This is a genomic window from Streptomyces sp. NPDC003691 (assembly GCF_053981115.1).
In genome coordinates this window covers 1-26050 of the sequence record NZ_JBSFNQ010000076.1, presented here as the reverse complement: position 1 = coordinate 26050, position 26050 = coordinate 1, and the positions used below count along the sequence as shown (strand labels likewise).

Below are 26050 nucleotides of genomic sequence, written 5' to 3'. Positions count from 1 at the left end.
CTCGTAGCCCTGAAGGGCAGCTCCCATGGCGACACCGAACAGCGCACTGCAAGCGGCAGAGGCCCACCGCAACTACTTCGGTGTCTGGCTGTCCCGCTACGAGTACCACTCCAGCAGCCGCGACAGCACCTACACCGGCCTGCACTACGTCGTCGTCCTCCAGCACGGCGACCGTCTCACCGTACGCGGCCTGCCCGGCTCCTCCTGACACGTTCGCGTGGACATCGCCGCCACGGCTGGCCGCCCTGCCCGGACCCTGGAAGCCTCGGAAGGGCAGTGCCGCACCGGCACCGGAGCCGTGCGGCGCCCGGCAGGGAGGAGACCGGAATGGCCCAGGTGGGATACGCGGCCATCGCGGAGCACTATCGGCGGGGGATTCAGGACGGCGTCCTCGCACCCGGCGACGCCATGCCGTCACTTCAAGAGGTGTGCGAACAGTTCGGTGTCGACGACACGACGGCGGGCCGCGCCTACCGCGTCCTCAAGGCGGAAGGGCTCACTCTTCCCGGGCGGGATGCCGCCGTGGTCGTCTCCGGTCCGATCAGCAACAACGTCTCGGCGCGGGTACGTCTGCACCGGCACACCGGTACGGCACTCGGCGGGGGCGAGACCTCCCGCGTCCTGGAAACCGGCACGGTCGGCGCGGATGAACTGGTGGCCGCGCGCCTCGATGTCACGCCCGGTACCCCGGTCCACGTACGCCGCCGCGTCGTCAGCCGCGACGGCACACCCATCCACATCAGCAGTTCCTACTACCCCGCCTATGTCATTGCTGCCACACCGGAGTTGACGGAGCCCGTCTCCACCGGCGGCTCAAGGGAGTTGGCCGCCGAGCGCCTCGGGATGGAGCAGGATCATGTCCTCGAAGAGGTCACGTCCCGGCTTCCCACTCCCGCGGAGAAGGACGTCCTCGGGCTGACCGAGAGCGGCGCCGTTGTCAGCCAGGTGATCCGGACCGTCCGTCTCGCCGACGGCCGGGTCGTGGAGGTGGCGGTCAAGGTCACCGGTGGCTCGACCGTTCTGCGCTGGTCCGGCGTTCTGCGCAGCCGGTAGCCGTCCGGCACCGGACGAACCGGGTCACGGGCCGTTCCGGGACGGACAGCCGCCCGTGGGCCCGGCCGCCACTGTCGGTGGCCGGGTCCGCGGCGGACCTCTCCGGAAGGCCACATTCCCTCCCGGGCCCGTCACTTCCTGAGATCCGCACCGCCCCGTGGCACGCCTTCCCCGGAGGGCCGCTGTCCGGCGTCCCTTCCGCCCCGGCGGTCCAGCTCGCGCCACTCCGGCCGGAGTCCCGCCAGGTTCGTGGTGAGGAAGTACAGGGAGCCGCAGACGAGCAGTACGGGTACGAGTCCCGCGGCGGCCACCGCCGCCCCCGCGAGCAGGCCGCCGAGGGGGATGCCCGTCCAGGCCAGGGAGTCGCCGAGGGCGCTGACCCGGCCCAGCATCCGGCGCGGGACCCGTTCGACGACGACGGCGCCGACGACCGGGTTGAGGAAGCCCGCGCCGAAGCCGCCGACGGCGAAGACCGCCAGGACGGCGCCGAGTGGGGCGCCGGAGGCGAGGATCAGGAACTTCGGGGCTCCGGCCAGCAGGAAGCCGGTGAAGAACACGGCCCTGCGCGGCAGCCGGTGGGCGGCCGCCGCGGCGATCAGGCTGCCGGCGACCGCCGCGGCACCCGTCGCGGTGGCGGTGAGGCCGATCGCGGCCGGGCCGTTGCCCGACTCCCTGGCCCAGACCGGCAGCAGGACCGTCATGAACGCCGCGTCGAGCAGATTGGTGATGCTCACCATCACGATGACGGTGAGCATCAGCGGCTCACCGCGCAGAAAGGCGAAGCCCTCGCCGAAACGTTTCCAGTAACCCGCTTCCCGCGCTCCGGTCCGCGGCGGGGCTCCCGTACGGCCCGGCAGCACCAGGGCGATGATCACCGAGCCGAGGGCGAAGCAGACCGCGTTGACGGCGAGCCCGGTCAGCGGGCCGAGCAGCGTGACCAGGGCACCACCGGCCGCCGGGCCGAGAGTGGCGGCAAGGCGTTCGGTGACAGCGGACAGGCCGGTGGCCCGCTCCAGCGGTATCCCGCCGCGCTCCGCCGCCTCGGGGACCATGACCTCCTTCGCCAGGTCGCCGGGCCCGCGGGCGGCGCCGATCACCGCGACCAGGGCCAGCAGCAGCGGGAAGGACAGCAGTTCCAGGGCGTGGAGCAGGGGCACCGCGGCGGCCGCGGCCGCGCTGGTGAGATCCGTCGCCCAGGAGACGGTCCGCGGGCCGATCCGGTCCACCAGCGGTCCGGTGAACGCCTTGACCACCACATAGGGCGCCAGCTCGAAGAAGGCCACCAGCCCGGTCAGGGTGGCGCTGCCGGTGGTGACCAGGACGAACCAGGGGAGGGCGATCGCGGACACCCGGGTACCGGTCAGCGATACGGCCATGGCCGCCAGCACTCCGGCCAGCGGCCGTAAGGACCGCCCGCCGGGTATGGCGGCCGCGGCCGGAGCGTCCGGTATCACGGCAGCTCCGCCGCCGCGGCCCCGGCCCCGGAGTCCCCCGCCGGGCCGGAATGCGCCTCCGGCTCCGGCAGGAGGTGCGTGACCACGCCCACCCGCTCGGCGCCCGCCGGAGCGCTCGCCGCCGTCTCCGGTGTGTCCGGGCGGTACCGGACGATGACGGCCCTCAGCTCCTCCCGCAGGGCGACGGTCTCTTCCGGTGTGAGCCGCAGCGCCCAGTTGCTCAGGTCGAAGGCGTCCCGCCATTCACTCGGCATGGTCTGCAGTTCGTTCAGCGTCTGCTGGGTGCGCAGGGTGTACGCGGCGGCGACGGACTGCAGGAAGGCCAGGGTTGCCTCGGGCTCCCGGTCGGCCAGCTCCCGGCTGTCGAACGTCGTCATCCGGTGCACCGAGCGCCACCAGCGCTCCCGCGCGTTGCCGCGCCCGGTGTCCTCCTCGACGAACCCGGCCGCGCCGAGCCGCCGCAGATGGTAGCTGGCCGTACCGGAGTTCACGCCCAGCCGCTCCGCGAGCCGGGTGGCCGTCGACGGCCCGTGTTTTCGCAGCAGCCCGACCAGCTGCACCCGTACCGGATGCGCCATGGCACGCAGTCCGTCGGCGTCCAGGGCAACGGAATCCTCTACCGGGTGCGGGCTCTGCGGCCCGTGCGTCGCGTCGGTCACCCAACACACGCTAGAACGCGGAGAGTTCTTTGCAAAGACTTGTTTGCGAAGAACTCTTTGCAGTCTGCCCCGCAGATAAGACCCTTGACCTCAAGATTGGTTGAGGTCCTACCGTTCCCGGCATGAGTATGGAGACCACGGCCTGGGTGCAGGCCTACCGGGCGATGCACGCCGAACAGGACCAGCGTCCCTTCAACCGCGCGAGCCTGCGCCGGATCGGAGGGTTCGCGCGACCTCACCGAAAGCGGATCTTCCAGTTCCTGGGGCTGAGCGTGCTCACCGCGCTGCTGGCCGTCGCGACCCCCGTACTCGCCGGGCGGGTGGTCGACACGATCGTCCGCGGCGGGCCGGTGGACACCGTCGTACAACTGGCCGTCGTCATCGCGGTGATCGCGGTCGCCGAGGCCGGGCTCGGCCTGTACGAGCGGCTGCTCTCCGCGCGGCTGGGCGAGGGGCTCATCCTCGACCTGCGGCGGGCCGTGTTCGACCATGTCCAGAAAATGCCCGTCGCGTTCTTCACCCGGACCCGTACCGGCGCCCTCGTCAGCAGGCTCAACAACGACGTCATCGGCGCACAGCGGGCCTTCAGCACCACCCTGTCCGGGGTCGCCGGGGACCTGGTGACCCTGGTGTTCACGCTGATCGTGATGCTCACCCTGTCGTGGCAGATCACCCTCCTCGCGCTGGTGCTGCTGCCGGTGTTCGTGCTGCCGGCGCGGCGGATGGGGACCCGGATGGCCGCGCTCCAGCGCGAAGGGGCCCGGCTGGACGCGGAGATGGGCACCCGGATGACCGAGCGGTTCTCCGCGCCGGGCGCCACCCTGGTGAAGCTTTTCGGGCGGCCCGACCAGGAGTCGCGCGAGTTCGCCGAACGGGCCCGCCGGGTCCGGGACATCGGCGTACGGACGGCGATGGCGCAGACCGTGTTCATCACCGCGCTGACCCTGGTCTCCGCGCTGGCGCTGGCACTGGTCTACGGGCTCGGCGGCTGGTACGCCCTGCGCGGCAGCATGGAGCCCGGCGCGGTCGTCGCCCTCGCCCTGCTGCTGACCCGGCTGTACGCCCCGCTGACCGCGCTGGCCGGGGCCCGGGTCGAGGTGATGGGCGCGCTGGTGAGCTTCGAGCGGGTCTTCGAGGTCCTGGACCTGAAGCCGCTGATCGAGGAGCGGGACGATGCCCGGGAGACCCCCGGCGGTGCCCTGTCGGTCGAGTTCGACGGCGTACGGTTCGGCTATCCGTCCGCCGAGAAGGTCTCGCTGGCCTCGCTGGAGGAGGTCGCCGCGCTGGACACCCGCGGCGGCGAGGAGGTCCTCAAGGGCATCTCGTTCCGCGCCGAGCCGGGGCAGACGATCGCGCTGGTCGGCAGCTCGGGCGCGGGCAAGTCGACGATCGCGGGTCTGCTGCCGCGGCTGTACGACGTGGACGCGGGCGCGATCCGGATCGGCGGGATCGACGTACGCGAGCTGACGGCGGAGTCGCTGCGGGCCACCGTCGGCATGGTCACCCAGGACGGGCACCTGTTCCACGAGTCCGTACGGGCGAACCTGCTGCTGGCCCGGCCCGAGGCGACCGAGGACGAACTCTGGTCGGCGCTGGAGCGGGCCCGGCTGGCCCCGCTCGTACGGGACCTCCCGGACGGTCTGGACACCGTCGTCGGCGAACGCGGCTACCGGCTCTCCGGCGGTGAGCGCCAGCGGATGACGATCGCCCGGCTGCTGCTGGCCCGGCAGCGGGTGGTGATCCTGGACGAGGCGACCGCGCATCTCGACAACACCTCGGAGGCGGCGGTCCAGGCGGCCCTGGCGGACGCGCTCGCCGACCGTACGGCCCTGGTCGTCGCGCACCGGCTGTCGACGGTCCGGGCGGCCGACCAGATCCTGGTGGTCGAGGACGGCCGGGTGGTGGAGCGCGGCACGCACGACACGCTGCTGGCGGCCGGTGGCCGGTACGCGGAGCTGCACGACACGCAGTTCGCGGCCGGTGCGGCGGAGGACGGGGTACGGGCGGTGGTGTAGCCGGCGGGGGGTGGCCGTCCGAACGGCCACCCCTGCCCCTCACCAGCGGGCGTGGCGGACCTTCAGACGGCCGAGGCCCATGGTGCCGGAGATGCGGATCAGCGGACCGCCGCCGCGGCGCACGGCACGCGGCCGGTAGCGCGGTGCCTTCCAGACCGCGGTCAGACCGTCGACCTCCACGACCGCGTGGCGCGGGACTTTGATCCGCGCGCCGCCCGTGCCGAGCCGGAGCCGGATATCGACCACCGGATGCTCGATGACCGCCCGGGTCAGGTCCAGCCGGACGCCGCCGAACGCCGAAGTCACCTTGAGGATCCGCGGCACCCGCCAGGCGCCGGTGCGGCGTATCCGGCCGCTCGCCGACCCGATCTCGGACACGGTGCCGGAGGGCTCCGCCGGGAGGGCCGACAGCACGGCCGCGAGATCACCACCGGTCCGGGCGGCGAGGGCCCGGCCCAGGAGGGCATCCATCTCCTCATGGGTGAGATGCCCTTCCGCGTACGCCTCCTGGAGACGCCGGACGACAGCGTCACGGTCCTCTTCGCGGATCCGCCGGCGTAACAGGTCTTCCGGAAAGGAGGTCACACTCCCATGCTATTCCGGCCCGATGAAATGACTGCTCGTCAATTACCTCCGGACCAAGGTACTTTCACGACCCGTAGAACTCCGGCCCGTCGGCCCGGGCGACGATCCACCCGCGGTCACCTTTCCGGCCCCGTATCGCATTTGCCCCAGACGCAACACCCACCCCACGCGCCCCGCCCCCCACCACCATCCGCATCATGTGGGGATGACCGCCTGCGCCCCCGGCCCCCACACGGACCGCAGCCCCTTATGGACCGCTTTCAGCTGGTCCTTCATCGCACTGAGCGTCGCCTATACGACGGCTCTGCTGATGCTGCTGCCGGAGTCCCACGACTGCCGCTACGCGGCGGCTTCCGGTGATCTCACCGATACCGGCTACGACGCCTTCCCGCCCGACCAGTGGTGCGTCTACGACGGGACCGAACGGGTCTCGTCCGCGCCGGTCTGGGTGGCCCCTGTGCTCTGGACGGCCACGGCCACCACCGTCCTCTTCGGCGTCTGGGCGTTCCTGGAGAAACGCGTGCCCCAAGGACGTCCCCAGGAGCGCCCCCGGGACAGCCGCGGCCGGGGCCGCCGCCGGAACTGAACGGCGGCGGCCCGTACCGTCACCGTCAGACGGTCTCCCAGACCGGCAGCCAGACATCGTTCGCGGCGCCGTCCGCGGTGCAGGTGTACTGGATGAGGTTGCGGCCCTGGCCGACCCCGCCCTGGACGTTGAGGCACTTGTTGCTGGAGCGGGCCACGATCTGGTAGCCGGTGCCCTTGGCGACGAACTTCCACTGCTCGTTGGCCGCGGCCCCGCAGGTGTACTGGATGATCTGGGCGCCGTCCTCGTTGCCGCCGCCCTGGACGTTCAGACAGAACCCGCTGTTCACCGACTGGAAGCGGTAGTACCCGCTGTCCGTGGCCTCCGCCTCCCAGCGCTGGTTGGCGTTGCGGGTGAGCGCCCACTGGATGACCGAGGCGCCGTTCGTCGTCGACGCGCCGCTGACGTCGGCGGCCTGGCCCGGGTCGCTCGCCAGCCGCAGCGTGACGTTCTTGACGAACACCGCGGCCGCGGCCTTCTCCGCCACCGGCACCGGCGCGCCCGCCGTCGCCGTACCGGACAGCCCCAGGGCCAGCGCGCCGGCCGCCGCAACCACCGCGGCACTCGCCTTCAGAACAGAACGCATAGGACAACCATCCCTCTCGGTCACACTCGGCTACTTGCCGTGGCCATACGTAACCTGCCGCCGGGACGGGCAACCGGGAATCGCCGCAACGCGCCATTAGACGGATGAGCACATACAGGGGGCGCATACGACGGCGCCCGGGCGGATCCGCGCAGGTCCCGCCCGGGCGCCGTCCGGCGTTCCGGTGAACCCCCCGGGGCCGCGGCCCGGCCCCGGGGGTCACTGCATCAGAGGATGCTCAGAGGGTGCTCAGAGGAAGGAGTTGATCTCGATGGTCTCGGTACGGCCGGGGCCGACACCGATCGCCGAGATCGGCGCGCCCGACATCTCCTCCAGCGCCTTCACGTACGCCTGCGCGTTCTTCGGCAGGTCGGCGAAGGTCTTGGCCTTCGTGATGTCCTCCGACCAGCCCGGCAGCATCTCGTAAATCGGCTTGGCGTGGTGGAAGTCGGTCTGCGAGTACGGCAGCTCCTCGACCCGCTTGCCGTCGATCTCGTACGCGACGCAGACCGGGATCTGCTCCCAGCCCGTGAGGACGTCCAGCTTGGTGAGGAAGAAGTCCGTCAGACCGTTGACCCGGGTCGCGTAGCGGGCGATCACCGCGTCGAACCAGCCGCAGCGGCGGTCGCGGCCGGTGGTCACACCGCGCTCGCCGCCGATCCGGCGCAGCGCCTCGCCGTCCTCGTCGAACAGCTCCGTCGGGAACGGGCCGGCGCCGACGCGGGTGGTGTACGCCTTGAGGATGCCGATGACCCGGCTGATCTTGGTGGGTCCGACGCCCGCACCCGTGCACGCGCCGCCCGCCGTCGGGTTCGACGAGGTGACGAAGGGGTACGTGCCGTGGTCGACGTCCAGCAGGGTGCCCTGGCCGCCCTCGAAGAGGACGACCTTGCCCTCGTCGATGGCGTTGTTCAGGATCAGCGTGGTGTCGGCGACGTACGGCCGGATCCGGTCCGCGTACTGGAGCATCTCCTCGACGATCCGCTCGGACTCGATGGCCCGGCGGTTGAAGACCTTGGCGAGGAGCTGGTTCTTGGCCTCCAGCGCCGCCTCGACCTTCTGGACGAGGATCGACTCGTCGTAGAGGTCCTGGACGCGGATACCGACCCGGTTGATCTTGTCGGCGTAGGTGGGGCCGATGCCCCGGCCCGTCGTACCGATCTTGCGGGTACCGAGGAACCGTTCCGTCACCTTGTCCAGGGTGACGTTGTACGGGGTGATCAGATGGGCGTTTCCGCTGATCAGCAGCTTCGAGGTGTCGATTCCCCGGTCGTTGAGCCCGCTCAGCTCGGAGAGCAGCACGGCCGGGTCGACGACCACGCCGTTGCCGATGACCGGGGTACACCCCGGCGAGAGGATGCCGGAGGGGAGGAGGTGCAGCGCGTACTTCTGGTCGCCGACGACGACCGTGTGGCCGGCGTTGTTGCCGCCCTGGTAGCGCACCACATAGTCGACGGATCCACCGAGCAGGTCGGTGGCCTTCCCCTTGCCCTCGTCACCCCACTGAGCACCGAGCAGCACAAGTGCGGGCACAGGCGTACACCCCTTCCGGGCGGGGCATGTCCAAGGTCAGGGGGATCAGTGCGTCCCTCGTTCGTCCTGGATCCATTGGACCGGTTGCCCCGGAATAGACGAAGCCCCTGGCGCAATCGCGCAAGGGGCTCTTGCACAAAGATGCTACCCGAGGAAGGACCGAGGTGTCGGCTCACGACCAGCTCCTGGTGGTCATCGACCCGGTCGCCCGCCGTAATGACGGCGAGTCCGTGCGGATCGCGAAGGATGTTCTGTGCGGTGGCTCGCGGGCGAAAATCTGTCTTCCGGAGAGCCCCGAGGAGTTCGCCAGGGCACTGGCCCGGCGGGGCTCGCGGCGGCCCGTGATCGTCGGTGACGACCGGGCGCTGCTGCGTGCGGTGGCCCTGCTGCACCGGGACCTCCGGGCGGGCGACGGCGCGCTGTCGCTGGTGCCGGTGGGGCCCGGGGTGGGGCTCGCGCACTCCCTCGGCGTACCGCCCGGGCCGGTCGCGGCGGCCCGCGCGGTGCTGGACGGGGTGGTACGGCGGCTGGACCTGCTGGTCGACGAGAGCGACGGCATCGTGGTCGGCGATGTGGCCATCCCGGCCCCGGCCGCCCGCGGCGGCGCCGGGACCGCGCTGCGGGGTGCCTGGCGGGCGCTCTTCCGGGGGCGGCGCGGCGGGGCGCGGCGCCCGGCCCCGGCACCCGGGCCCGGCCCGGGCCACCGGCTGCGGGTGGAGGCGGACGGCGCCCTGCTCTGCGATCTCCACGAGGAGGTGGCAGGAGTCACACTGCGTACGGCGCACGGCCGGGCGGAGGTCACCGTGCACCATCCCGCGCCGGGCCGTGCGGTCACCGTGAAGGCGTCGACGGTGACGGTCTCCGGACCGGATTTCCGCTACCGCGCGGACACCACGGTCAGCGGCCCGGTCCGCACCAGGACCTGGGTGCTGCGGGCGGGCGCCTGGGGCCTGACGCTTCCGGTCAGCCTCCGGCCGGGGGCGCGCTGAGGCCGGGGCCGTACTGAGGCCGCGGGCGCGCTGAGGCCGGGGGCCGCGCTGAGGCCGGGAGCGCGCTGAGGCCGGGAGCGCGCTGAGGCCGCGGGCGGGGGGCTCCTACGGCACACGCCGAGGCCGCGGGCGGGGGCTCCCGCGGGGCCGCCCGGCCGCCGGTACGGCCCCGGTCGCGGCCCGCCCGGCGCCGTACCGGAACCCCCCTAGGCACCCCCGCAGGGGCCCGGCAGGGGCCCGGCGCCCCTCCTGAGACGGGGGCCGTAGTCCTTGAGGCGGACACCACAGGATCCGTATCCGTACGGACGACGTGCCTGGTCGGGCCCCGTACCGTCGATGTCGTGACCGAGACGACCCGCAGCCCCGAATACCGCCTCGCCGTCGGGGTCCTCCACGGCCTACGCGAGGACCTCATCCATGACGCCTTCGCCTACCGGCCCCTGCCGCCGATGCGGACCGACGGGCCCCTGTTCGGCAGGCTCCCCGCCCCGGTACGCCAGGTCGTGCGGTGGATACCGCACGCCTTCATGCTCTCCGTCGCGGCCGTCATCGCCCTCGCCGGACTCGTCTACCAGGGCCTGAACGCCGACATGTTCTTCGAGAACATGCTGCCCGCGGCGCTGATCGCCCTCGCCGTGATCCGGCCCGTCGGCGCCTTCTGGCTCACCCTGACCGCGCCCACCTGGACCTCGCTGTTCACCGGCTACTACGACTCCTACCACTGGCTGCCGGGCGCCTTCGTCGCCCATCTGCTGATCATGTTCGTGATCGCGGTCCGGTCCCGGCCCAGGACCGCGGCCTGGATGTGGCTGCTCACCACCGCCAGCAGCGTCGGCGCCGAGATCGTCATCGGCGACTACTACTTCCAGAACAATCCGCAGATGTTCCTGGGCTCCGCCATGGTGCTCGTGGTGGCCGTCGCCATCAGCGTCCGCAGGACCGCCGACCAGCAGGTGCGTGCCGAGCGGACCGTGACCGCCGTGGAGCGCGACAAGCGGACCGTGCTGGAGGAGCGCACCACCATCGCCCGTGAGCTGCACGACGTCGTCGCCCACCACATGTCCGTGGTCGCCATCCAGGCCGAGGCCGCGCCCTACCGGGTCGAGGACCCGCCCGAGGAGCTGGTGAAGGCCTTCGCCACCATCCGCGAGAACGCCGTCTCCGCCCTGACCGAGCTGCGCCGCATCCTCGGGGTCGTCCGCGCGGCGGACTACGAGGCACCCGACGCGCCCCAGCCCGTCCTCGCCGACCTCGACGGTCTGATCGCCAATGTCCGGGAGACCGGCCTCGACGCGGAGAAGGTCGTCACCGGAGCGGTCCGCGTGCTGCCCCAGGGCGTCGAGCTGTCCGCGTACCGCATCGTCCAGGAAGCGCTGAGCAATGCACTGCGCCATGCGCCCGGTGCCACGGCCCGGGTCGAGGTCAGCTATGTCCTCGGAGGCCTCGGGCTGCGGGTGGTGAACACCGCGCCGAGCGGGCCGGTGCAGCCGTCGCCGGGCGCCGGGCACGGGATCACCGGGATGCGGGAGCGGATCGCGATGCTCGGCGGCGAGCTGACGGCCGGCGCGACGGCGGACGGCGGGTACGAGGTGACCGCGTTCGTCCCGGTCGCCCCCGTGGAGCCGGAGCCGGAGGCCGAGCCGGTGGCAGCACCCGCGCGGGCCCGGGCCACCGGAAACCCGGGCACCCCCGCGGCGGCGGCGGACCGGGGGGCCGTCATCCTGGAGAAGCCCGCCGCCGCACCCGCCACCACCGAGGAGAAGCCGTCGTGACCGCCCCCACCATCCGGGTCCTGATCTGCGACGACCAGATGATGGTCCGGGAGGGCTTTTCCGTCCTGCTCAACGCCATGCCGGACATCGAGGTCGTCGGCGAGGCCGTCAACGGCCGCGAGGCGGTCGCCAGGGTCGCCGAGCTGTCCCCCGACATCGTCCTGATGGACATCCGGATGCCGGAGCTGAACGGCATCGACGCCACCCGGGAGATCGTCGCCTCGTTCCCCGACACCAAGGTGCTGGTGCTCACCACCTTCGACCTCGACGAGTACGTCTACCAGGCGCTGCGCGCCGGGGCCTCCGGGTTCCTGCTGAAGGACGCCTCGGCCCGGCAGCTCGCCGACGGCGTCCGGGTGGTCGCCGCGGGCGAGGCGCTGCTGGCGCCGACCGTGACCCGCCGGCTGATCACCGAGTTCTCCCGGCTCACCCAGGCGCCGAAGTCGGGGGCCGTGGCCCAGGTCGGGGATCTCACGGAGCGGGAGACGGAGGTGCTGGTCCTGATCGCGCAGGGGCTGTCGAACGCGGAGATCGCCGAGCACCTGGTGGTGGCCGAGTCGACCATCAAAACCCATGTGAGCCGGGTGCTGGTGAAGCTGGGGCTGCGGGACCGTACCCAGGCCGCTGTCTTCGCCTACGAGGCCCGGCTCGTCACACCTTCATAGATTTTCGGCATCTGTGCTGGTGGGGGCCTGGTCAGCGGCCCCTTCCGGCGGTTAGCGTCCGGATATGGACGCACTTTTCGAGCCATGGTCGCCCGCCTTCGTCGCCGATCCGTACCCCGCCTACGAGCGGCTGCGGTCCGATGGGCGGGTGCACTGGTTCGAGCCGACGCGGCAGTGGCTCGTCCCCCACTACGCGGATGTGTCGGCGCTGCTGCGGGACCGCAGGCTGGGGCGGACGTACCTCCACCGCTTCACCCACGAGGAGTTCGGCCGGACGCCCCCGCCGCCGGAGCACGAGCCCTTCCACACCCTCAACGACCACGGGATCCTCGATCTGGAGGCCCCCGACCACACCCGGATCCGGCGGCTGGTCACCAAGGCGTTCACCCCCCGGACGGTGGCCGCGCTGGAGCCGACCGTACGGCGGCTGGCGGCCGAACTGGTCGCCGGACTGCGGAAGGCGGGCGGCGGGGACCTGCTGGCGGACGTCGCCGAACCGCTGCCGGTGGCGGTGATCGCGGAGATGCTGGGGGTCCCGGAGGAGGACCGGTATCTGCTGCGGCCCTGGTCCGCCGATATCTGCGGGATGTTCGAACTGAACCCGTCGGAGGAGACCGCGCGCCGGGCGGTCACGGCATCGCTCGAATTCTCCGCCTATCTGCGGATGCTGATCGCCGAGCGGCGTACGAACCCCGGCGAGGACCTGATCTCGGCGCTGATCGCCGCGTACGACGAGGGCGACCGGCTCAGCGAGCAGGAGATGATCTCCACCTGTGTGCTGCTGCTGAACGCGGGCCACGAGGCGACCGTCAACACCACGGCCAACGGCTGGTGGACGCTCTTCCGCCACCCGGAGCAGCTGGCCGCGCTCCGCGCCGACCACTCCCTGCTGCCGACGGCGGTGGAGGAGCTGATGCGGTTCGACACCCCGCTCCAGATGTTCGAACGCTGGGTCCTCGACGATATCGAGATCGGCGGCACGGTCGTCCCGCGCGGCGCGGAACTCGCCCTGCTCTTCGGCTCGGCCAACCGCGACCCGGCCCGCTTCACCGACCCGGACACCCTCGACCTGGCCCGCGCCGACAATCCGCACATCACCTTCGGCGCCGGCATCCACTTCTGCCTGGGCGCCCCGCTGGCCCGCATCGAACTCGCGGCCTCCTTCGGCGAACTCCTCCGCGAGGCCCCGACGATGCGCCTCGCCGGGGAGCCGGAGTGGCAGCCGGGCTATGTGATCAGGGGGGTCCGGGCACTGCCGGTGGAGCTGTAGGCGGGCGGCCGCCGGGGGGCTCGGAGCGGAACGACCCGGACGCCAGGCACTTCCGGTCCTGCGCCGCCCGGGCCGAGAGCCCGTCGGAGTCCGGGACAACCGTCTCGGCGCGCTCGTTCACGCGGCGCTCGTTCACGCCATGTCCGCGCCATCGGACGCCGTACCGAGGATCCTGGCGCGGGCTTCCGCGAGTTCCTGGGCGCTGAAGCTCCCGTGTTCCTCCTGGTGGCGCCGGAGGCCGTCGCCCAGAAGCCGATGGCGGATCCGGCGGGCCACCGCCTCGGCTATCCGGCCGGAGACGTTGTCCGTGAGCTTGCGGAACTCCGCCACCTGGTCGCTGGGCAGCGTGACGGTGATGCGCGTCGTGGAGGACATACCTCAAGCATGCTGACGTATGCACGGATGTGCCCCCTCATTTCGCCGCGTCACTCCCCTTGCCCCGCCCCCCCCCCTTCACTCCGCCCCCTCACTCCGTCAGCAGGTCGCGGCGGCGCAGCGCGGTCAGGCCCGCGGTCACCAGGGCCGCGGCGAGCGCCGTCAGGATCAGGAACGGGGGCCAGTCCATCGCGGCGCCCGGCATTTTCGGGAGATGGGCGTACGGGGACAGCTCCAGTACGGCACCGGGCAGGTCCAGCGCCGGGCCGAGCCAGCCGACGGCGAGGCAGAGGCCGGTGACGGACCAGGCGGCCGCCGTGTACCGGGGGAAGAGGCCGTAGACCAGGACGGCGAGCCCGCCGAGGGTCCAGACCGCCGGGAGCAGGACGAGGGCCGCCCCGATCACGGATCCGGCGTCCTCGCCGTGGCCGATGGCGAGGCCGGTTCCGGCGGCGGCCATGACGACCGCGGCGCCGCCGAAGGCGATCACCAGATGTCCGGCGGCCCAGGTGGTCCGGCCGACGGCACCGGCGAGTACGGGCTCGGCCCGCCGGCCGGCCTCCTCGCCGTGCAGCCGCAGCACCGATCCGACCGTGAACACCGCCGCGACCAGGCCGAAGAGTCCGGCCATCGCGGCCAGGAAGGCGCCGGTCAGGGCGGTCTGCCCGCCGAGCCGCTCGAAGATCTCGCGGGTGCCCTCGTTCTCGCCGACCAGGTCGGCGACGCCGCCCGCCATCGAGCCGAAGACGATCCCGGCGAGCAGGAAACCGGCGGTCCAGCCCAGCAGGGAGGCGCGCTGGAGCCGCCGGGCCAGCGCCCCGGCGCCGGTGAGGCCGCCCTCGGCGGGGCCGGGCCGGGCGGGCAGGAAGCTCAGTCCGAGGTCCCGGCGGTCCGCGAGGGCGTAGGCGACGGCGGTCTGGAACAGTACGGCGGCGGCGATCAGCGCCAGGACCCACCAGCGTTCGGCGGCGAACGGGCGGAGGTTCCCGGCCCAGCCGAGCGGGGAGAGCCAGGTCAGGACGGAGCCTCCGGCACTGCCGCCGCCCGTGTCACCCGCGTCGCCCGCCGCGCGGAGCGCGAAGGCGAGCCCGAGCGCGGCGCCGGTCAGGCCCCGGGCGAGCCGGGCGCTCCCGGCCAGCTGGGCGGCGACGGCGGCGAGCGCGGCGAAGAGCATCCCGGTCCCGCCGGCGGCCAGGCCGAGCGCGAGGGATCCGGCGGTGTCCCCGGTGGGCCCCGAGAGTCCGGCGGTGACCAGGAGGGCGATGCCCGCATTGGCGGCGAGGGCGGTGAGCAGGGCGGCGGTGAGCGCGGCCCTGCGGCCGACGGCGCCGGAGGCGATCATTTCCTGACGGCCCGTCTCCTCCTCCTCGCGGGTGTGCCGTACGACGAGGAGCAGGCTCATCAGGGCGGCCAGCACGGTGACGGTGCCGCCGAACCGCCAGGCCACCAGTCCGCCGAGGGAATCGCCGTGGACGGGCCCGTAGAAGGCGCGCAGTGAACCGTTGACGGCCAGGGAGCGGGCCAGTTCGGCGCGTTCGGCGGCGGTTCCGTAGAGGCTCTCGACGGTACCGGCGCCGCTGACCAGGACCAGGGAGAGCGCGAGCACCCAGGCCGGGAGCGCGATCCGGTCCCGGCGCAGGGCGAGCCGGAGGAGGGTGCCGGTCCCGGCGAAGGCGAGGGCGCGGCGGGCGCGGGGAGCCGTCGCGGGCAGGGACACCACGCCGCTCACCGCCCGCTCTCCCGCCCCGGCGCCGCACCCGCGGGCCCCGGCCCGGGAGCCCGGGGCGCTGCCGCTCCGGGTGCCGGGACCACCGGAGCCGCCGGGACCACCGGGTCCCCGCCCTCCGGGACCACCGGCCCCTCGCCCTCCGGAGGCGCCGCCCCCGCCCCTCCGTAGTGCCGCAGGAACAGCTCCTCCAGCGTCGGCGGGGTGCTGGTCAGCGACCGTACGCCGGAATCCAGGAGCACCCTGAGAACCGTGTCCAGCCGGTCCGTGTCGACCTGGAGCCGGACCCGGGTGCCCCGGACGTCGAGATCGTGCACACCGGGCAGCCGCGTCAGCCCGTCCGGCGGGCCGGCGAGTTCGGCGGAGACGCTGGTACGCGTCAGATGCCGGAGGCCGGCGAGCGAACCCGTCTCCACCGTCCGGCCACGGCGCACGATACTGACCCGGTCGCAGAGGGTCTCCACCTCGGAGAGGATGTGCGACGACAGCAGGACCGTCCGGCCCCGGTCGCGTTCCTGGATGACACACTCCTGGAAAACCCCCTCCATCAGCGGGTCGAGACCCGAGGTCGGCTCGTCGAGGACGAGAACGTCCACGTCGGACGCGAAGGCCGCGACCAGGGCGACCTTCTGCCGGTTCCCCTTGGAGTAGGTCCGCCCCTTCTTCGTGGGGTCGAGCTCGAACCGTTCGATCAGCTCGGCCCGCCGGGTCCGGTCGAGACCCCCGCGGAGCCGTCCGTACAGGTCGATCACCTCGCCGCCGGAGAGATTGCGCCACAGCGTGACGTCCCCGGGGACATAGGCGAGCCGCCGGTGCAGTTCGACCGCGTCCCGCCAGGGATCCCGGCCGAGCAGCTCCACCCTGCCCGCATCGGCGCGCAGCATCCCGAGCAGCACCCGGATCGCGGTCGACTTCCCCGAGCCGTTGGGCCCCAGGAAGCCATGGACCTCCCCGGCCCCGACCTCCAGGTCGAGACCGTCGAGCGCCCGGGTCCGGCCGAAGGACTTGCGCAGTCCGGAAACCGTGATGGCCTTCGTCATGATTCCGAACATACGCTTCCTTCAGAAATTTGTGAAGTTAATGAAGCGTATAAAATCGAGGGGCCGCGTGCCGCCGACGGCGATGACACGGGATGATCGAATCGTGAGGATTCAGCCATGACGACCGAGCAGCAGCAGAACGGCGACACCGCGGTCGCGGCATTCGTCGAACGCTTCGCCGCCCAGCTGGTGGAAGCGGGCATGGCCCGGATGCCGGCCCGGATCTTCGCGGCGCTCCTCGTCTCCGACAAGGGCTCCCTGACGGCCGCGGAACTCGGCGAACGGCTGAAGGTCAGCCCGGCCGCCGTCTCCAGCGCGGTCCGCTATCTCTCCACCGTCGGCATGGTCTCCCGCGAACGCGAGCCGGGCTCGCGCCGGGAGCACTACCGCATCCACTCGAACCAGTGGTACGAGGCACTGGGCAGCCGCGAACAGATCCTCCTCCGCTGGGAGAACACCCTCCGCCAGGGCCTCACCTCCCTCCCCCCGGACGCCCCGGCGGCCGCCCGCCTCGCCGAAACCCTCGCCTTCTTCGAATTCGTCGGCGCGGAACTCCCCCTACTCCTGGAACGCTGGCGCGCCCACCGCGCGGAACACTTCGACAACTGACGGCGGGGGCGGTCCCGGGGGGGCGGGGGCGGGGCCGCATCCCCGCCTAGGGCGTGTCTGATGGCTCTTGTCCGAAGGGTGGCTCTGCTGTTGTTCCGGGCAGGAGCCTGACATGGGTGCATCGGCATGAACTGACCAATGCGCAGTGGAAGCTGGTTGCTCCGCTGCTGCCCGGGGTGGGTGCGCCAGCGGCGCGGGTGCCTGTGCTGCCGGAGATCGACCACAGCACCGCGGACGCCCACGCCATGGCGCTTTGCGGGAATGCATGGTGATAGTCAGGTGTGCCCGTTTAGCGTGGTCGAGCTGGCGTACGCCGGTATTGCACCTGGTGAACTGGAGAACCGATGGCTCTGCCCGCACGGCTCACCGCCGCCCTGGGACGGCACCCTGACGACCTCGCCGAGGCCGATCTGCAGCGCGCGGTCGACAACCGGATACCCGAGGGCGCCGATCTTGACTGGAAGAAGGACTTCTACCCGGGCAGCGACGCGGGCAAGAAGGAACTGGCCAAGGACGTGGCGGCCATGGCCAACACGGTCGGCGGTCTGCTCGTCATCGGGGTCGACGACGGCAAGCAGGACCACGCCCACGCTCTGGCTCCCTTCGAGCCGACTCCCGGCCGTGGTGAGGAGTGGATCCGTTCGGTCCTCGCCAACTGGATCCAGCCCGTCGTCCCGAATGTGAGCGTGGGCCCCCTGAAGGCCGCCGACGAAGGCAAGATCTACTGGGTGATCACGGTGCCGCTGAGCACCCAGATGCCCCACGCCGTTGCGGCGCCCGGCAACGACTACAACTTCCGCGTGCATGTCCGGCACGGCACCACTACGCGCACTCTCGCCGAATCCGAGATCGCCCAGCGCTACCGCGACCGCTTCCACGCCGCGGCCGTGGACGTCGACCGGGTGCAGGGCGTGTCCACCGCGGGGCTTGACTACCTGACAAGGTATGTGATGACGGAGGTACCCGCAGGCGGCAACCGTGCCGCTTGGTACCCGATCTGGGTCAGTGTTACCGCCGTCCCCGCCGTCCGAGGCGACTACCCCCTCACCACTCAGGAGGAGCGCAACGCGGCTCTCGACCGCTGCGCCACGCTCGCCTACCGGGCGGTGACCAGCAACATGAAGCCGAATCAACCGGCGCTGGTCGGCCGCCGCCAGGTCCGCTTCGAGGGAATCCCCACCGGCCAGCTACACCAGGACGGTTCCAGCTACGGCGCGCTGCCGCTGAACGTAAAGGCGGACCCGGTCGACAATGACGCCCTCCTCCGGCTGTACCAGCGCGGACTTGAGCTGGAGCTCGTGGCCCAGGTCCAGGTGGCGGCGGCCTGGGCGGCCGAGACGGGCGCGGCAGGCGACCTCATGCTCTCCGCGGCTCTCCACCGCATCGACGGCGACCTCGCACCCGTACGCGTGGTCGTTTCAGAGAGCGCCTTCCAGCACGGCCCCGCTGTACCCATCACCAGGACACCCGCGCAAACCACGGCGAATCTGGCGGCACTCGTTGCGGACAAGCATGAGGCAGTCAGCGCGGCTTACAGCCTCGTCGCCGACCTCTTGGCCGACATGGGAACCCACCAGCCCTACGTACTGACACCCGACGGGAACATTCGGCTGGACCGGCTCACCGGCTACCGCCAAGCACTCACAGGTTGGGACCCCCAGGGAATGTAAGAGCCAGCCCGACAAGCGTGAGGGCCCCGAGACAAGCTCGGGGCCCTCACGCTCTTCGCTGACCTTCCGGCTCAACGACGGGCGCGGTGGCGTGTCACGCCCGGTCGACGCCGAACTTCGCGAGGGCGGCGATGTCCAGGATCGGTTTGTGTGATCGGTTCACGGATGACTGAACTGGGCTGATCAGTTCGCACGTCTGGCTATGTTCGGGGGGCAGGCGGCGGGAGGTGATCGCGGGGTGGCTGAGGTGTTGGTTGCGGTGCCAGTCCGAGCTGAGAGCTTGTCAGGCATCAAGGTTGTTGATCAGTTGCAGCCATCTCCCTCTGAGCGCTGGTCACTTTCTCTCATCACGGGTATACGCCGGGCCGCTTAGTCGGGTGTCGCCGAGATGCCAGGCAGGACGGAGTGAAGGTCCCGCAGCCCGCGCCGGTAGGCGTTGTTACGAAATACTCTCTTGTACTGCTGGAGAGCCTCCCTGCTGTTCTCGCCTCTGAACTGCGGAAACGTGCTTTCGATACCGGGAATCGGTCTTGCTTGGGCTGTACCTGGCTATGCTCGCCTTGGTGGTGGCACACATGTGCCTGCACCAGACGGCCCCGCCTTCTTCGGCGGGGTTTTTTCATGCCTCACGCCGATGGCCCCGACGCGAAGACGCGTCGGGGCCATCGGCGTTTCCGGTCTCGAAGGAGCGAAGCTGATGTCTGACGTCCCGTGGGCAGTTGTGGCGGTGGTGGGGTTGCTCGCACTGGTCTGTCTGGCCGCGCTTGTCGCCCACGTCGTTCTGGCTGCGTTGGCTATCCGCCGTGCGCGGCTCGAAGATCTGCCGGTCATGCTGGACAGCAGCGGGCAGACGCTTCTGGGGCTCTTCAAGTCGCTGCGGGCAGGGGTCGGGCAGGCTGACCTCAGTGCGGGACCGGGGGCAAGCCCGCAAGGGCCGGCGGCCGATCCTGCCCTCTCTGGCGGTGCGACGCCGCCGGACAGTACGGCAGTTGCGGAGCCGGGCGGGGGAGGAGCGCAGTGAGGCGGGAACAGTACTGGCCGGACAAGGATCCCGTCAGCCGCCGGATCGGCGATGACGTCCTCGGGCGTGCCCTGCGCAAGGTGTTGCGGGAATCTGAACGGCGGCTCCTGCTCGACTATCTGCACGGGGCTCCACTCGGCCAGATGGCCCGACAGTTCGGTTGGACGGTAGAGGACTTGCACGAGCTGATCAAACGCCTACTGATCAGACTGCGGGACTCGGAGTTCGGGCCCCAGCTGCGTGAGGAACTGTTGAGCCGGACGGGTCCACAGCACTCGGCTCTGGTCTGGGAGGGTGTTAAAGAGGTACCTGTTCATCGGTGCCAGCGTGTGGGCTGTACCGCGCCGCCCTTCGTGCAAAAGGCCCGCGGGCGTACGCGTAAGTACTGCAGCGACGCGTGTAAGCAGGCTGCCTACCGCAGTGCGCGGGCTGAGCGGCCCGCCAAGCGCGCAGTGACTCCCACAGCGCTGTCCAATCCATGGTTCAGGGTGGTGCGCCCGCGCAAAGGGCGGCGCATGGCCTACCGCTTCCTCGACTACACAGAGACTGACGCGGCGTTCCCTGATGTCCAGGACATCAAGCGGGTCAGGCCGGAAAGCAGCGAGTACAGCGAGTACTTCCGATGGAAGCTGTCCGAGTGGATGCCTTCGCAGGGTCGGCCGAAGGGCCTGGGGACGCAGGGGGTCGGTGCCAAGGCTGCCGGGGGCATGGAGAGGACCGGCTTTTGGGTGGTGGACGGCAACAGCAGGATGCGTGCGTTGCGGGATTTGCACACAGTCATTCCTGCACGGGATCTGCGACGGACTGTGCGTCCCGGCGGTTCGGCGTGGCCGGACCTTGCCGTGCCCGATGCGCTGCTCAGCAAGAGGGGTAGCCAGCGCGTGCGTGGCTCCGCTCGTGGAGCCGCCCCCTCTGAACCGCGGCGTGCTCCGACTTTGCCAAGCGGTCACAGGCGCTCACGCCTGAGGCGGGTGCCAAGCCTGTCGCGCCCCTTGCCAGCCGTCTCGTCAGTGCCTAGAAACCCTGGGTACTGCCCGCGCTGGAACCGGCCCCGAGAGCGTCGGCAGCAGGCCGCGCGGCCGAGAGCACGCATGGCCAACACGCCTACGTCTACTGCGCGCCCAACTCGGCTAGGCCGTTTCTCTCGGATGATCGTTGGTTGATGTGTGTCGTTGACTGGCGCGCAGTGGGCGCGAATCGAGCCGTTGCTGCCGGACCGGACACCTCGACGGGCGGGCGGTGGCGTGATCGCCGGCAGGTGATCGACGCGATTGCATTCAAGTACCGCACCGGGACGCCGTGGATGGACCTGCCCGAGCGGTTCGGCTCCTGGAAAGGCGCCTACAGCAGGCTGCGGACGTGGGCGATCGACGGCACCGGGGACCGCGTCTTCGCCGCCCTGCTCGCCCGGGCCGACGCCGAGGGCGACCTGGAGTGAGTCGTCGCGGTCAACTCCACGGTCGTCCGTGCACACCAGCACGCCGCCGGGCCCGTCAAAGGGGCCCCGGCAGGCGAGCCGGACGACCATGCCCTCGGAATGTCCCGCGGCGGACTGACCACGAAGACCCGCTACAACAAGACGGCAACGGTTTACCGCACGGCCCTGCACCTCGCGGCCATCCACATCTGGGCCGCGAGATGCTCCCTAAAAACGGCCTAGGGCCGGGGCGCCGCGTACGAGACGACCGTCACCGTCCGCCCCGGTGACCAGGACTGTTCCGTGGCTGCCAGGCGGTGCCAGCCCAGGCGTTCGTAGAGGGCCGCGGCCGTGCGGTCCGTGGAGACCACGTCGAGGACCGGGTGGCGGCCGAGGGTGCGGGACAGGGCCGTCGCCTCGGTGAGCAGGCGGGCGGCGAGGCCGAGGCCCCGGGACCGCGGGGCGGTGAAGAGGCGGCTCACGACCGCCGTACGGTCCGGGGGTGTTCCGGTGGCCGCGGCCCAGAGGGCGGGGGCGAGGTCGCCGGGGCCGGGTGGGCAGAGGGTGATGTGGGCGACGGGCGTACCGGCCCGGACCGCGACCCGGGCGGCGGTCAGTGACGGGGGCGAGAGCCAGCGGGCCGGGTCGGCGGGCCAGTTCACGGGGTAGCCGTCGTGCCGGTGGACCTCCGCCAGGGCCCGTACACAGGCCGGGAGGTCGTCGTCGGTCCGGGGGCGGATCACCGTCTGGGGCATCCGGGGATGAGAACACGGCCGACCTGCCTCCGGCCAGGGGTTTCCACAGAACGGGGACGACCCGGGCTCGGGTGCGGGCGGCGAGCGGGGCGAGCTATCCCGAGACGTCGAGCGCCGTGCCGTACAGCCTGGTCACCTTCAGCCTGATCACCACCCGGCCCTCGGCCACCTGCCCGGCGAAGAAGGCGGCCTCGTCCAGCGGGTGGGCCTCCGCCGGGAGCATCGACAGCAGTTCGCGGCCGACTGCGTCCCCGGGGACGGTCGTCGGCGCGGACACCTCGGCCTCGCCCTCGGCCACCGCGAAGGACCAGACGTCCGGGCCCTGGACATGGACCGAGGCCCGGGAGTCGTTCCGTACATGAACCGCTTTGAGCCGGTCCGCGAGGGTGGAGAACCGTACGGTCCTGGTCTCCGGGTCCCAGTGGTACAGCAGGGTCGCCAGATGCGGATGACCACTGCGCTTGACGGTCGCGAACGTGCCGAACCGGCCCTCGCCCAGCAGTCGGGAGAGGGCGGCGTCGGACAGGGCTCGGGGGGCGGGTCCTTGGGACATGCGGCCGAGTATCGGCGGCGGGGGCACGGCGGGCCAGTCATCACGGGGATATCCCCGCGCCGGGGCGGGGGAGGGTGGGGAGGGGTGAGGAAGGGCGGGGCGGCGAGGAGGGAGTCGTCCGGAGCGGTGAGGGGATCGCCTCACCGCTCCGGGTCGTCGGCCGCCCTGTGCCCGGCCGTCAGCCTTCGGTGCCCGCCGCCGTGAACGCCTGCGCGTGCGCCGCCGCCCACTGCTCGAACGTGCGGGCCGGGCGGCCGGTGACCCGTTCCACGGTGTCGTTGACCGTACGGCCGACCTCCGGGGTGTTCCCGTACACCTCCAGCAGGAACTCGACGACGTCCTCCGGCTGCCCGGCCGCGCGCCACTGCGCGACCGCCTCGTCCCGGCTCAGCTCCACCAGGGCAATGGACCGGCCGCGGGCCCGGGCCAGGATCTCGGTCTTGTCCTTGACCGTCAGTACCTCCGGGCCGCTGAGCAGGTACGTCCGTCCCGCGTGGCCCTCCTCCGAGAGCGCCACCGCCGCCACCGCCCCGATATCGCCCTCGTGGACCATCGCGCTCAGCCGGTCCACGAAGGGCTCTCGCACCTCGTCCCGTTCGCGGATCCCGTCCGCCCAGGACAGGGCGTTCGCCATGAACTCGACCGGCATCACGACGGTCCAGTCGAAGCCGGACTCGCGGACCGCGGTCTCCAGCGGGGTGTCCCCGCCGCCGTTGAGGACGGTCATCCGCCGGACCCCCGCCTCCCGGGCCAGTTCGAGGATGCGGGGACCCGTCTCCAGGGGGGTGAGGTACGGGCCGCCGAAAGTGATCAGGTGGAGGCCGGTCACGCCCTTGAGCGCCGCCACCAGGGACTCGGGGTCCGTCAGATCGCCTTCGAAGACCTCGACACCCGCCGGGAAGTCCGCCTTGGTGAGATCACGGGTCAGTGCGCGGACCGCCTGGCCGCGGTCGAGCAGTTCGGCCACAAGCTGGCGGCCGACGGTTCCGGTTGCTCCTGCTACGAGGTTCGTCATGTGCTTGAAGGTACGGAGACTTGCGGACAGGTGCGGTCCTCGATTCCGGGGCGGTACGGACCGCCCGGGTTCACCAGGCCAACTGGGCGATCTCCTCCGCCACCACCGCGCAGGCATCCGCCCCGGGGTCGATCAGCGGGAAGTGGCCGACCTCCGGCAGCAGGGTCGTCCCCACCGCCTCACCGGCCTTTGCCGCCGCTTCCGCATACGCCTCGGCCACCGACGGTGGTACAACGATGTCCTGCTGCCCCTGCACGACGACCGTGGCGATGCCGGTGGGCAGCAGCAGCGCCGGATCGACCTCCGCGCAGCGCGCCGCGAACTCCGCCTCCCCGCCCAGGAGCTGGCGTACCGCTCCGCCGCAGACACCGAGTTCCGCCGCCCGGGCGAAGTCCGCGATGGGGGCCAGGGCCACCACTCCGCGCAGCTGCGCGGGGGCTTCGGTGCGCCAGGCGGACCCCCGCGGCAGCACATGGCGCGCCGCCGCCCAGAGCGCGAGATGGCCGCCCGCGGAGTGGCCGGTGAGGACCGTACGCCGGAGGTCGGCGCCGGGCAGCGCCCGGTTCACCGCGGCCGGCAGGGCGTCCATCGCCGCGGCGACGTCGTCGAAGGTCTCCGGCCAGCGCCCCGCCACGGGCGCGGGCGGCTCCCCCGCCGCGGCGGCACGCGGCTGCGGGATGTCCCGGCCCCGGCGGTACTCGACGCTCGCCACCGCAAAGCCGCGCCGGGCGAGGAAGTCCGCGAAGGGGCTGATGTGCCGGCGGTCGTACGGAGCCCGCCAGGCACCGCCGTGGAAGACCACCACCAGGGGCACGCCGCCCCGGTCCGGGCCGCGCGGCGCGTAGAAGTCGACGATCTGGTCCGGGTGGTCGCCGTACGCCTCCGTCGCGTCGGGCTCCACGGGCGGATGCGCGAACGCGGACTCCTCCTCGGACGCGTCCCGGGCGACGGCCGCCGCGTCCGGCTGCGGATCTGGCGCGCTGGGGTCCGCCATGCGGTTCCAACCCTTCGAAGGAAGCGCGGAATTGCCCGCGGCAACAACGTGATCAGCGGGGACGGTACCAGGACACCGGCCCCGCCGATTCACCGATGTCACGGAGCGGGCGGCGCGGACGGAGCCGGTGTTCCCGCCGGCGAACAGGGCGAAACAGGGCGAAGGGGAGGGCGGCCCGGCCCACCGGCCACCGGGCCGCCGGGCCGCCCCGGGCGAGTCCGGCGGACGGCAAGGGCCCGGCGGCCCCGGCGGTCCGGCCCCGGCGGACGGCGAGGCTCCCGGCAGCCCCGCCGCACCGCTGTCCCGGGCCCACCGCACCGCACCGCTGTCCCGGCCCGGCCCCCGCCTTCAGGCCGTGCCCCCGCCCCCCTCTTCCGCCGGAACCTCCGCCAGCACCTCCGCCAGGACCGCCGCCGCCCGCTCCACCTCGGCGAAGCTCGTGTACAGCGGGGTGAAACCGAACCGCAGCACATCCGGTCTGCGCAGGTCCCCCACCACACCGCGCGCGATCAGCTTCTCCATCACGGCCCCGGCCGACCCGGCGCACTCCAGCGCGATCTGGCTGCCGCGCTCCTCGTGCCGTTCCGGGGTCAGCAGCCGCAGCGGGCGGCCGTCCAGGCCCGCGTACGCCGTCACGCACTCCAGGAAGAAGTCGGTCAGCGCCAGGCTCTTCGCCCGTACGGCAGCGACACCGACCCCGTCCCACACCTCCAGCGCCGCCTCCAGCGCCAGCATCGACAGGATGTCGGGGGTGCCGACCCGGCCGCGCCGGATCCCGGACACGGGGGTGTACTCCGGGTCCATCGCAAACGGTTCCGCATGCGAGTTCCACCCCGGCAGCGGCGAGTCGAAGGCCGCCTGCCGGTGCTCGGCGACATACAGGAAGGCGGGGGCGCCGGGGCCGCCGTTCAGATACTTGTACGTGCACCCGACGGCCAGGTCGACACCGTGCGCGTCGAGATCCACCGGCAGCGCGCCCGCGCTGTGGCACAGGTCCCACACCGTGAGCGCGCCCGCCTCTCGGGCCGCCGCCGTGAGGGCGGGCAGATCGTGCAGCCTGCCCGAGCGGTAGTCCACATGGTTGAGGAGTACGGCCGCGGTCCGCGGCCCGAGCGCGGCGTGGAAACCCTCCCGGTCGGCCGGGTCGACCGGTACCGGGGTGCAGCCCGTCAGCCGCGCCGCGGACGCGGCGACATAGCCGTCGGTGGGGAAGGTCGTGGCGTCCACGAGGAGTTCCGTACGCCCGTCGCCCGCCGCCCGGACCGCGCCGACCACGGCCTTGAAGACGTTGACGCTCGTCGAGTCGCCGACGACAACCTGTCCCGGCGCGGCCCCGAGCAGCGGCGCGATCCGGTCCCCGATCCGTTCCGGGGCCTGCCACCAGCCGCTCTCGGTCCACGACCGGATCCCCAGCTCGCCCCACTGCCGGGCCACGACATCGGCGATCCGGCCGGGGACGTGCGCGGGAAGGGCGCCCAGGGAGTTGCCGTCGAGATAGACGACGCCCTCGGGGAGGGCGAAGCGGTCGCGTACGGGACGCAGCTCGTCGGCCGCGTCGAGCGCGCCCGCCCGGGCGCGCAGATCCGTCGCTTCGGGGGTCCCGGTCCCTGTCGCGGAGATCTCAGACATGGCTGCGCGCCGTCCACAGCTCGGGGAAGACGTTCCGGCGGGCCCGCTTCTCCAGCCAGGCCACTCCGGCGGAGCCGCC

General features: G+C 71.9%; 24 protein-coding genes and 2 pseudogenes. 12 read left to right on the top strand and 14 right to left on the bottom strand.

Annotation, left to right across the window (positions count from 1 at the left end):
* Positions 1-70: 70 nt before the first annotated feature.
* Both ACWDR0_RS27400 and ACWDR0_RS27395 read left to right on the top strand, forming a co-directional pair.
* Positions 71-205: pseudogene (locus ACWDR0_RS27400) on the top strand (XRE family transcriptional regulator); the annotation flags it as partial.
* Between the two features lie 122 nt (positions 206-327).
* Complete coding sequence (locus ACWDR0_RS27395; RefSeq protein WP_456354453.1) at positions 328-1053, top strand: GntR family transcriptional regulator; 726 nt, start codon at positions 328-330, stop codon at positions 1051-1053.
* A 131-nt stretch (positions 1054-1184) separates the two neighbouring features.
* On the opposite strand, the gene ACWDR0_RS27390 is transcribed toward ACWDR0_RS27395, so the two are convergent.
* Positions 1185-2507, bottom strand: a complete 1323-nt coding sequence (locus ACWDR0_RS27390) for an MFS transporter (RefSeq protein ID WP_456354452.1) — start codon at positions 2505-2507, stop codon at positions 1185-1187.
* Positions 2504-3166, bottom strand: a complete 663-nt coding sequence (locus ACWDR0_RS27385; protein WP_456354451.1) for an ArsR/SmtB family transcription factor — start codon at positions 3164-3166, stop codon at positions 2504-2506. The genes ACWDR0_RS27390 and ACWDR0_RS27385 overlap by 4 nt, the downstream gene beginning before the upstream one ends.
* Positions 3167-3288: 122 nt before the next feature.
* Here ACWDR0_RS27385 and ACWDR0_RS27380 point away from each other — a divergent pair, with 122 nt between their 5' ends.
* On the top strand, positions 3289-5181 hold the full coding sequence (locus tag ACWDR0_RS27380) for an ABC transporter ATP-binding protein (protein WP_456354450.1): 1893 nt from the start codon (positions 3289-3291) through the stop codon (positions 5179-5181).
* A 39-nt stretch (positions 5182-5220) separates the two neighbouring features.
* Here ACWDR0_RS27380 and ACWDR0_RS27375 read toward each other — a convergent pair whose 3' ends face one another.
* Positions 5221-5766 (bottom strand): DUF1707 SHOCT-like domain-containing protein, encoded by a 546-nt coding sequence (locus ACWDR0_RS27375; protein ID WP_456354449.1) that lies wholly within the window; start codon positions 5764-5766, stop codon positions 5221-5223.
* Between the two features lie 205 nt (positions 5767-5971).
* Between ACWDR0_RS27375 and ACWDR0_RS27370 the strand changes: the two genes are divergently transcribed.
* Positions 5972-6352 (top strand): hypothetical protein, encoded by a 381-nt coding sequence (locus ACWDR0_RS27370; RefSeq protein WP_456354448.1) that lies wholly within the window; start codon positions 5972-5974, stop codon positions 6350-6352.
* A 25-nt stretch (positions 6353-6377) separates the two neighbouring features.
* Here the strand turns inward: ACWDR0_RS27370 and ACWDR0_RS27365 are convergent, their stop codons facing one another.
* Positions 6378-6938, bottom strand: coding sequence for an RICIN domain-containing protein (locus ACWDR0_RS27365; RefSeq protein WP_456354447.1), 561 nt, complete (start codon positions 6936-6938; stop codon positions 6378-6380).
* Between the two features lie 249 nt (positions 6939-7187).
* On the bottom strand, positions 7188-8471 hold the full coding sequence (locus tag ACWDR0_RS27360) for an adenylosuccinate synthase (RefSeq protein ID WP_456354446.1): 1284 nt from the start codon (positions 8469-8471) through the stop codon (positions 7188-7190).
* 164 nt (positions 8472-8635) lie between these two features.
* Between ACWDR0_RS27360 and ACWDR0_RS27355 the strand changes: the two genes are divergently transcribed.
* From ACWDR0_RS27355 to ACWDR0_RS27340, 4 genes are all read left to right on the top strand, one after another.
* On the top strand, positions 8636-9460 hold the full coding sequence (locus ACWDR0_RS27355) for a diacylglycerol kinase (protein ID WP_456354445.1): 825 nt from the start codon (positions 8636-8638) through the stop codon (positions 9458-9460).
* A 341-nt stretch (positions 9461-9801) separates the two neighbouring features.
* Positions 9802-11232: a sensor histidine kinase gene (locus ACWDR0_RS27350; RefSeq protein ID WP_456354444.1), complete on the top strand. Its 1431-nt coding sequence runs from the start codon at positions 9802-9804 to the stop codon at positions 11230-11232.
* Positions 11229-11897 carry a response regulator gene (locus tag ACWDR0_RS27345; RefSeq protein WP_456354443.1) on the top strand — a complete coding sequence of 223 codons (669 nt, stop codon included), beginning with the start codon at positions 11229-11231 and terminating at the stop codon, positions 11895-11897. The genes ACWDR0_RS27350 and ACWDR0_RS27345 overlap by 4 nt, the downstream gene beginning before the upstream one ends.
* A gap of 64 nt (positions 11898-11961) precedes the next feature.
* On the top strand, positions 11962-13167 hold the full coding sequence (locus tag ACWDR0_RS27340; protein WP_456354442.1) for a cytochrome P450: 1206 nt from the start codon (positions 11962-11964) through the stop codon (positions 13165-13167).
* A gap of 132 nt (positions 13168-13299) precedes the next feature.
* Here the strand turns inward: ACWDR0_RS27340 and ACWDR0_RS27335 are convergent, their stop codons facing one another.
* From ACWDR0_RS27335 to ACWDR0_RS27325, 3 genes are all read right to left on the bottom strand, one after another.
* Positions 13300-13542 (bottom strand): hypothetical protein, encoded by a 243-nt coding sequence (locus ACWDR0_RS27335; protein WP_456354441.1) that lies wholly within the window; start codon positions 13540-13542, stop codon positions 13300-13302.
* A 91-nt stretch (positions 13543-13633) separates the two neighbouring features.
* Entirely contained in the window at positions 13634-15271 is a 1638-nt protein-coding gene (locus ACWDR0_RS27330; RefSeq protein WP_456354440.1) for an ABC transporter permease, read from the bottom strand.
* Positions 15268-16308, bottom strand: coding sequence for an ATP-binding cassette domain-containing protein (locus ACWDR0_RS27325; protein WP_456354439.1), 1041 nt, complete (start codon positions 16306-16308; stop codon positions 15268-15270). The genes ACWDR0_RS27330 and ACWDR0_RS27325 overlap by 4 nt, the downstream gene beginning before the upstream one ends.
* A gap of 117 nt (positions 16309-16425) precedes the next feature.
* Between ACWDR0_RS27325 and ACWDR0_RS27320 the strand changes: the two genes are divergently transcribed.
* The 4 genes from ACWDR0_RS27320 (at position 16426) to ACWDR0_RS27305 (ending at position 21046) form a co-directional block, all read left to right on the top strand.
* Positions 16426-16917 carry a GbsR/MarR family transcriptional regulator gene (locus ACWDR0_RS27320; RefSeq protein WP_456354438.1) on the top strand — a complete coding sequence of 164 codons (492 nt, stop codon included), beginning with the start codon at positions 16426-16428 and terminating at the stop codon, positions 16915-16917.
* A 344-nt stretch (positions 16918-17261) separates the two neighbouring features.
* Complete coding sequence (locus ACWDR0_RS27315) at positions 17262-18587, top strand: AlbA family DNA-binding domain-containing protein (protein ID WP_456354437.1); 1326 nt, start codon at positions 17262-17264, stop codon at positions 18585-18587.
* Between the two features lie 697 nt (positions 18588-19284).
* Positions 19285-19608: a hypothetical protein gene (locus ACWDR0_RS27310; RefSeq protein ID WP_456354436.1), complete on the top strand. Its 324-nt coding sequence runs from the start codon at positions 19285-19287 to the stop codon at positions 19606-19608.
* A 1162-nt stretch (positions 19609-20770) separates the two neighbouring features.
* Positions 20771-21046, top strand: a complete 276-nt coding sequence (locus ACWDR0_RS27305; RefSeq protein WP_456354435.1) for a transposase — start codon at positions 20771-20773, stop codon at positions 21044-21046.
* 218 nt (positions 21047-21264) lie between these two features.
* Here the strand turns inward: ACWDR0_RS27305 and ACWDR0_RS27300 are convergent, their stop codons facing one another.
* The 6 genes and pseudogenes from ACWDR0_RS27300 to ACWDR0_RS27275 all read right to left on the bottom strand — a co-directional run.
* On the bottom strand, positions 21265-21780 hold the full coding sequence (locus ACWDR0_RS27300; RefSeq protein ID WP_456354434.1) for a GNAT family N-acetyltransferase: 516 nt from the start codon (positions 21778-21780) through the stop codon (positions 21265-21267).
* Positions 21781-21874: 94 nt separating this feature from the next.
* The gene (locus ACWDR0_RS27295) at positions 21875-22333 is read right to left on the bottom strand and encodes a pyridoxamine 5'-phosphate oxidase family protein (protein ID WP_456354433.1); all 459 of its coding nucleotides are present in this window, start codon (positions 22331-22333) and stop codon (positions 21875-21877) included.
* Between the two features lie 178 nt (positions 22334-22511).
* Complete coding sequence (locus ACWDR0_RS27290) at positions 22512-23348, bottom strand: NmrA family NAD(P)-binding protein (RefSeq protein ID WP_456354432.1); 837 nt, start codon at positions 23346-23348, stop codon at positions 22512-22514.
* A gap of 70 nt (positions 23349-23418) precedes the next feature.
* On the bottom strand, positions 23419-24342 hold the full coding sequence (locus ACWDR0_RS27285) for an alpha/beta hydrolase family protein (RefSeq protein WP_456354431.1): 924 nt from the start codon (positions 24340-24342) through the stop codon (positions 23419-23421).
* Between the two features lie 348 nt (positions 24343-24690).
* A complete protein-coding gene (gene kynU / locus ACWDR0_RS27280; protein ID WP_456354430.1) occupies positions 24691-25971 on the bottom strand; it encodes a kynureninase in 1281 nt (426 codons plus the stop codon).
* Positions 25964-26050, bottom strand: a pseudogene (locus ACWDR0_RS27275) (tryptophan 2,3-dioxygenase); the annotation flags it as partial. The pseudogene ACWDR0_RS27275 and the gene kynU, both read right to left, overlap by 8 nt.

Coding starts and splice junctions, on each gene's coding strand:
- ACWDR0_RS27365 (WP_456354447.1), bottom strand. CDS start 6,938: ATGCGTTCTGTTCTGAAGGCGAGTGCCGCGGTGGTTGCGGCGGCCGGC.
- ACWDR0_RS27370 (WP_456354448.1), top strand. CDS start 5,972: ATGACCGCCTGCGCCCCCGGCCCCCACACGGACCGCAGCCCCTTATGG.
- ACWDR0_RS27315 (WP_456354437.1), top strand. CDS start 17,262: ATGGCTCTGCCCGCACGGCTCACCGCCGCCCTGGGACGGCACCCTGAC.
- ACWDR0_RS27305 (WP_456354435.1), top strand. CDS start 20,771: ATGTGTGTCGTTGACTGGCGCGCAGTGGGCGCGAATCGAGCCGTTGCT.
- ACWDR0_RS27295 (WP_456354433.1), bottom strand. CDS start 22,333: ATGTCCCAAGGACCCGCCCCCCGAGCCCTGTCCGACGCCGCCCTCTCC.
- ACWDR0_RS27300 (WP_456354434.1), bottom strand. CDS start 21,780: ATGCCCCAGACGGTGATCCGCCCCCGGACCGACGACGACCTCCCGGCC.
- ACWDR0_RS27290 (WP_456354432.1), bottom strand. CDS start 23,348: ATGACGAACCTCGTAGCAGGAGCAACCGGAACCGTCGGCCGCCAGCTT.
- ACWDR0_RS27310 (WP_456354436.1), top strand. CDS start 19,285: ATGTCTGACGTCCCGTGGGCAGTTGTGGCGGTGGTGGGGTTGCTCGCA.
- ACWDR0_RS27285 (WP_456354431.1), bottom strand. CDS start 24,342: ATGGCGGACCCCAGCGCGCCAGATCCGCAGCCGGACGCGGCGGCCGTC.
- ACWDR0_RS27320 (WP_456354438.1), top strand. CDS start 16,426: ATGACGACCGAGCAGCAGCAGAACGGCGACACCGCGGTCGCGGCATTC.
- ACWDR0_RS27340 (WP_456354442.1), top strand. CDS start 11,962: ATGGACGCACTTTTCGAGCCATGGTCGCCCGCCTTCGTCGCCGATCCG.
- ACWDR0_RS27380 (WP_456354450.1), top strand. CDS start 3,289: ATGAGTATGGAGACCACGGCCTGGGTGCAGGCCTACCGGGCGATGCAC.
- kynU (WP_456354430.1), bottom strand. CDS start 25,971: ATGTCTGAGATCTCCGCGACAGGGACCGGGACCCCCGAAGCGACGGAT.
- ACWDR0_RS27325 (WP_456354439.1), bottom strand. CDS start 16,308: ATGACGAAGGCCATCACGGTTTCCGGACTGCGCAAGTCCTTCGGCCGG.
- ACWDR0_RS27395 (WP_456354453.1), top strand. CDS start 328: ATGGCCCAGGTGGGATACGCGGCCATCGCGGAGCACTATCGGCGGGGG.
- ACWDR0_RS27335 (WP_456354441.1), bottom strand. CDS start 13,542: ATGTCCTCCACGACGCGCATCACCGTCACGCTGCCCAGCGACCAGGTG.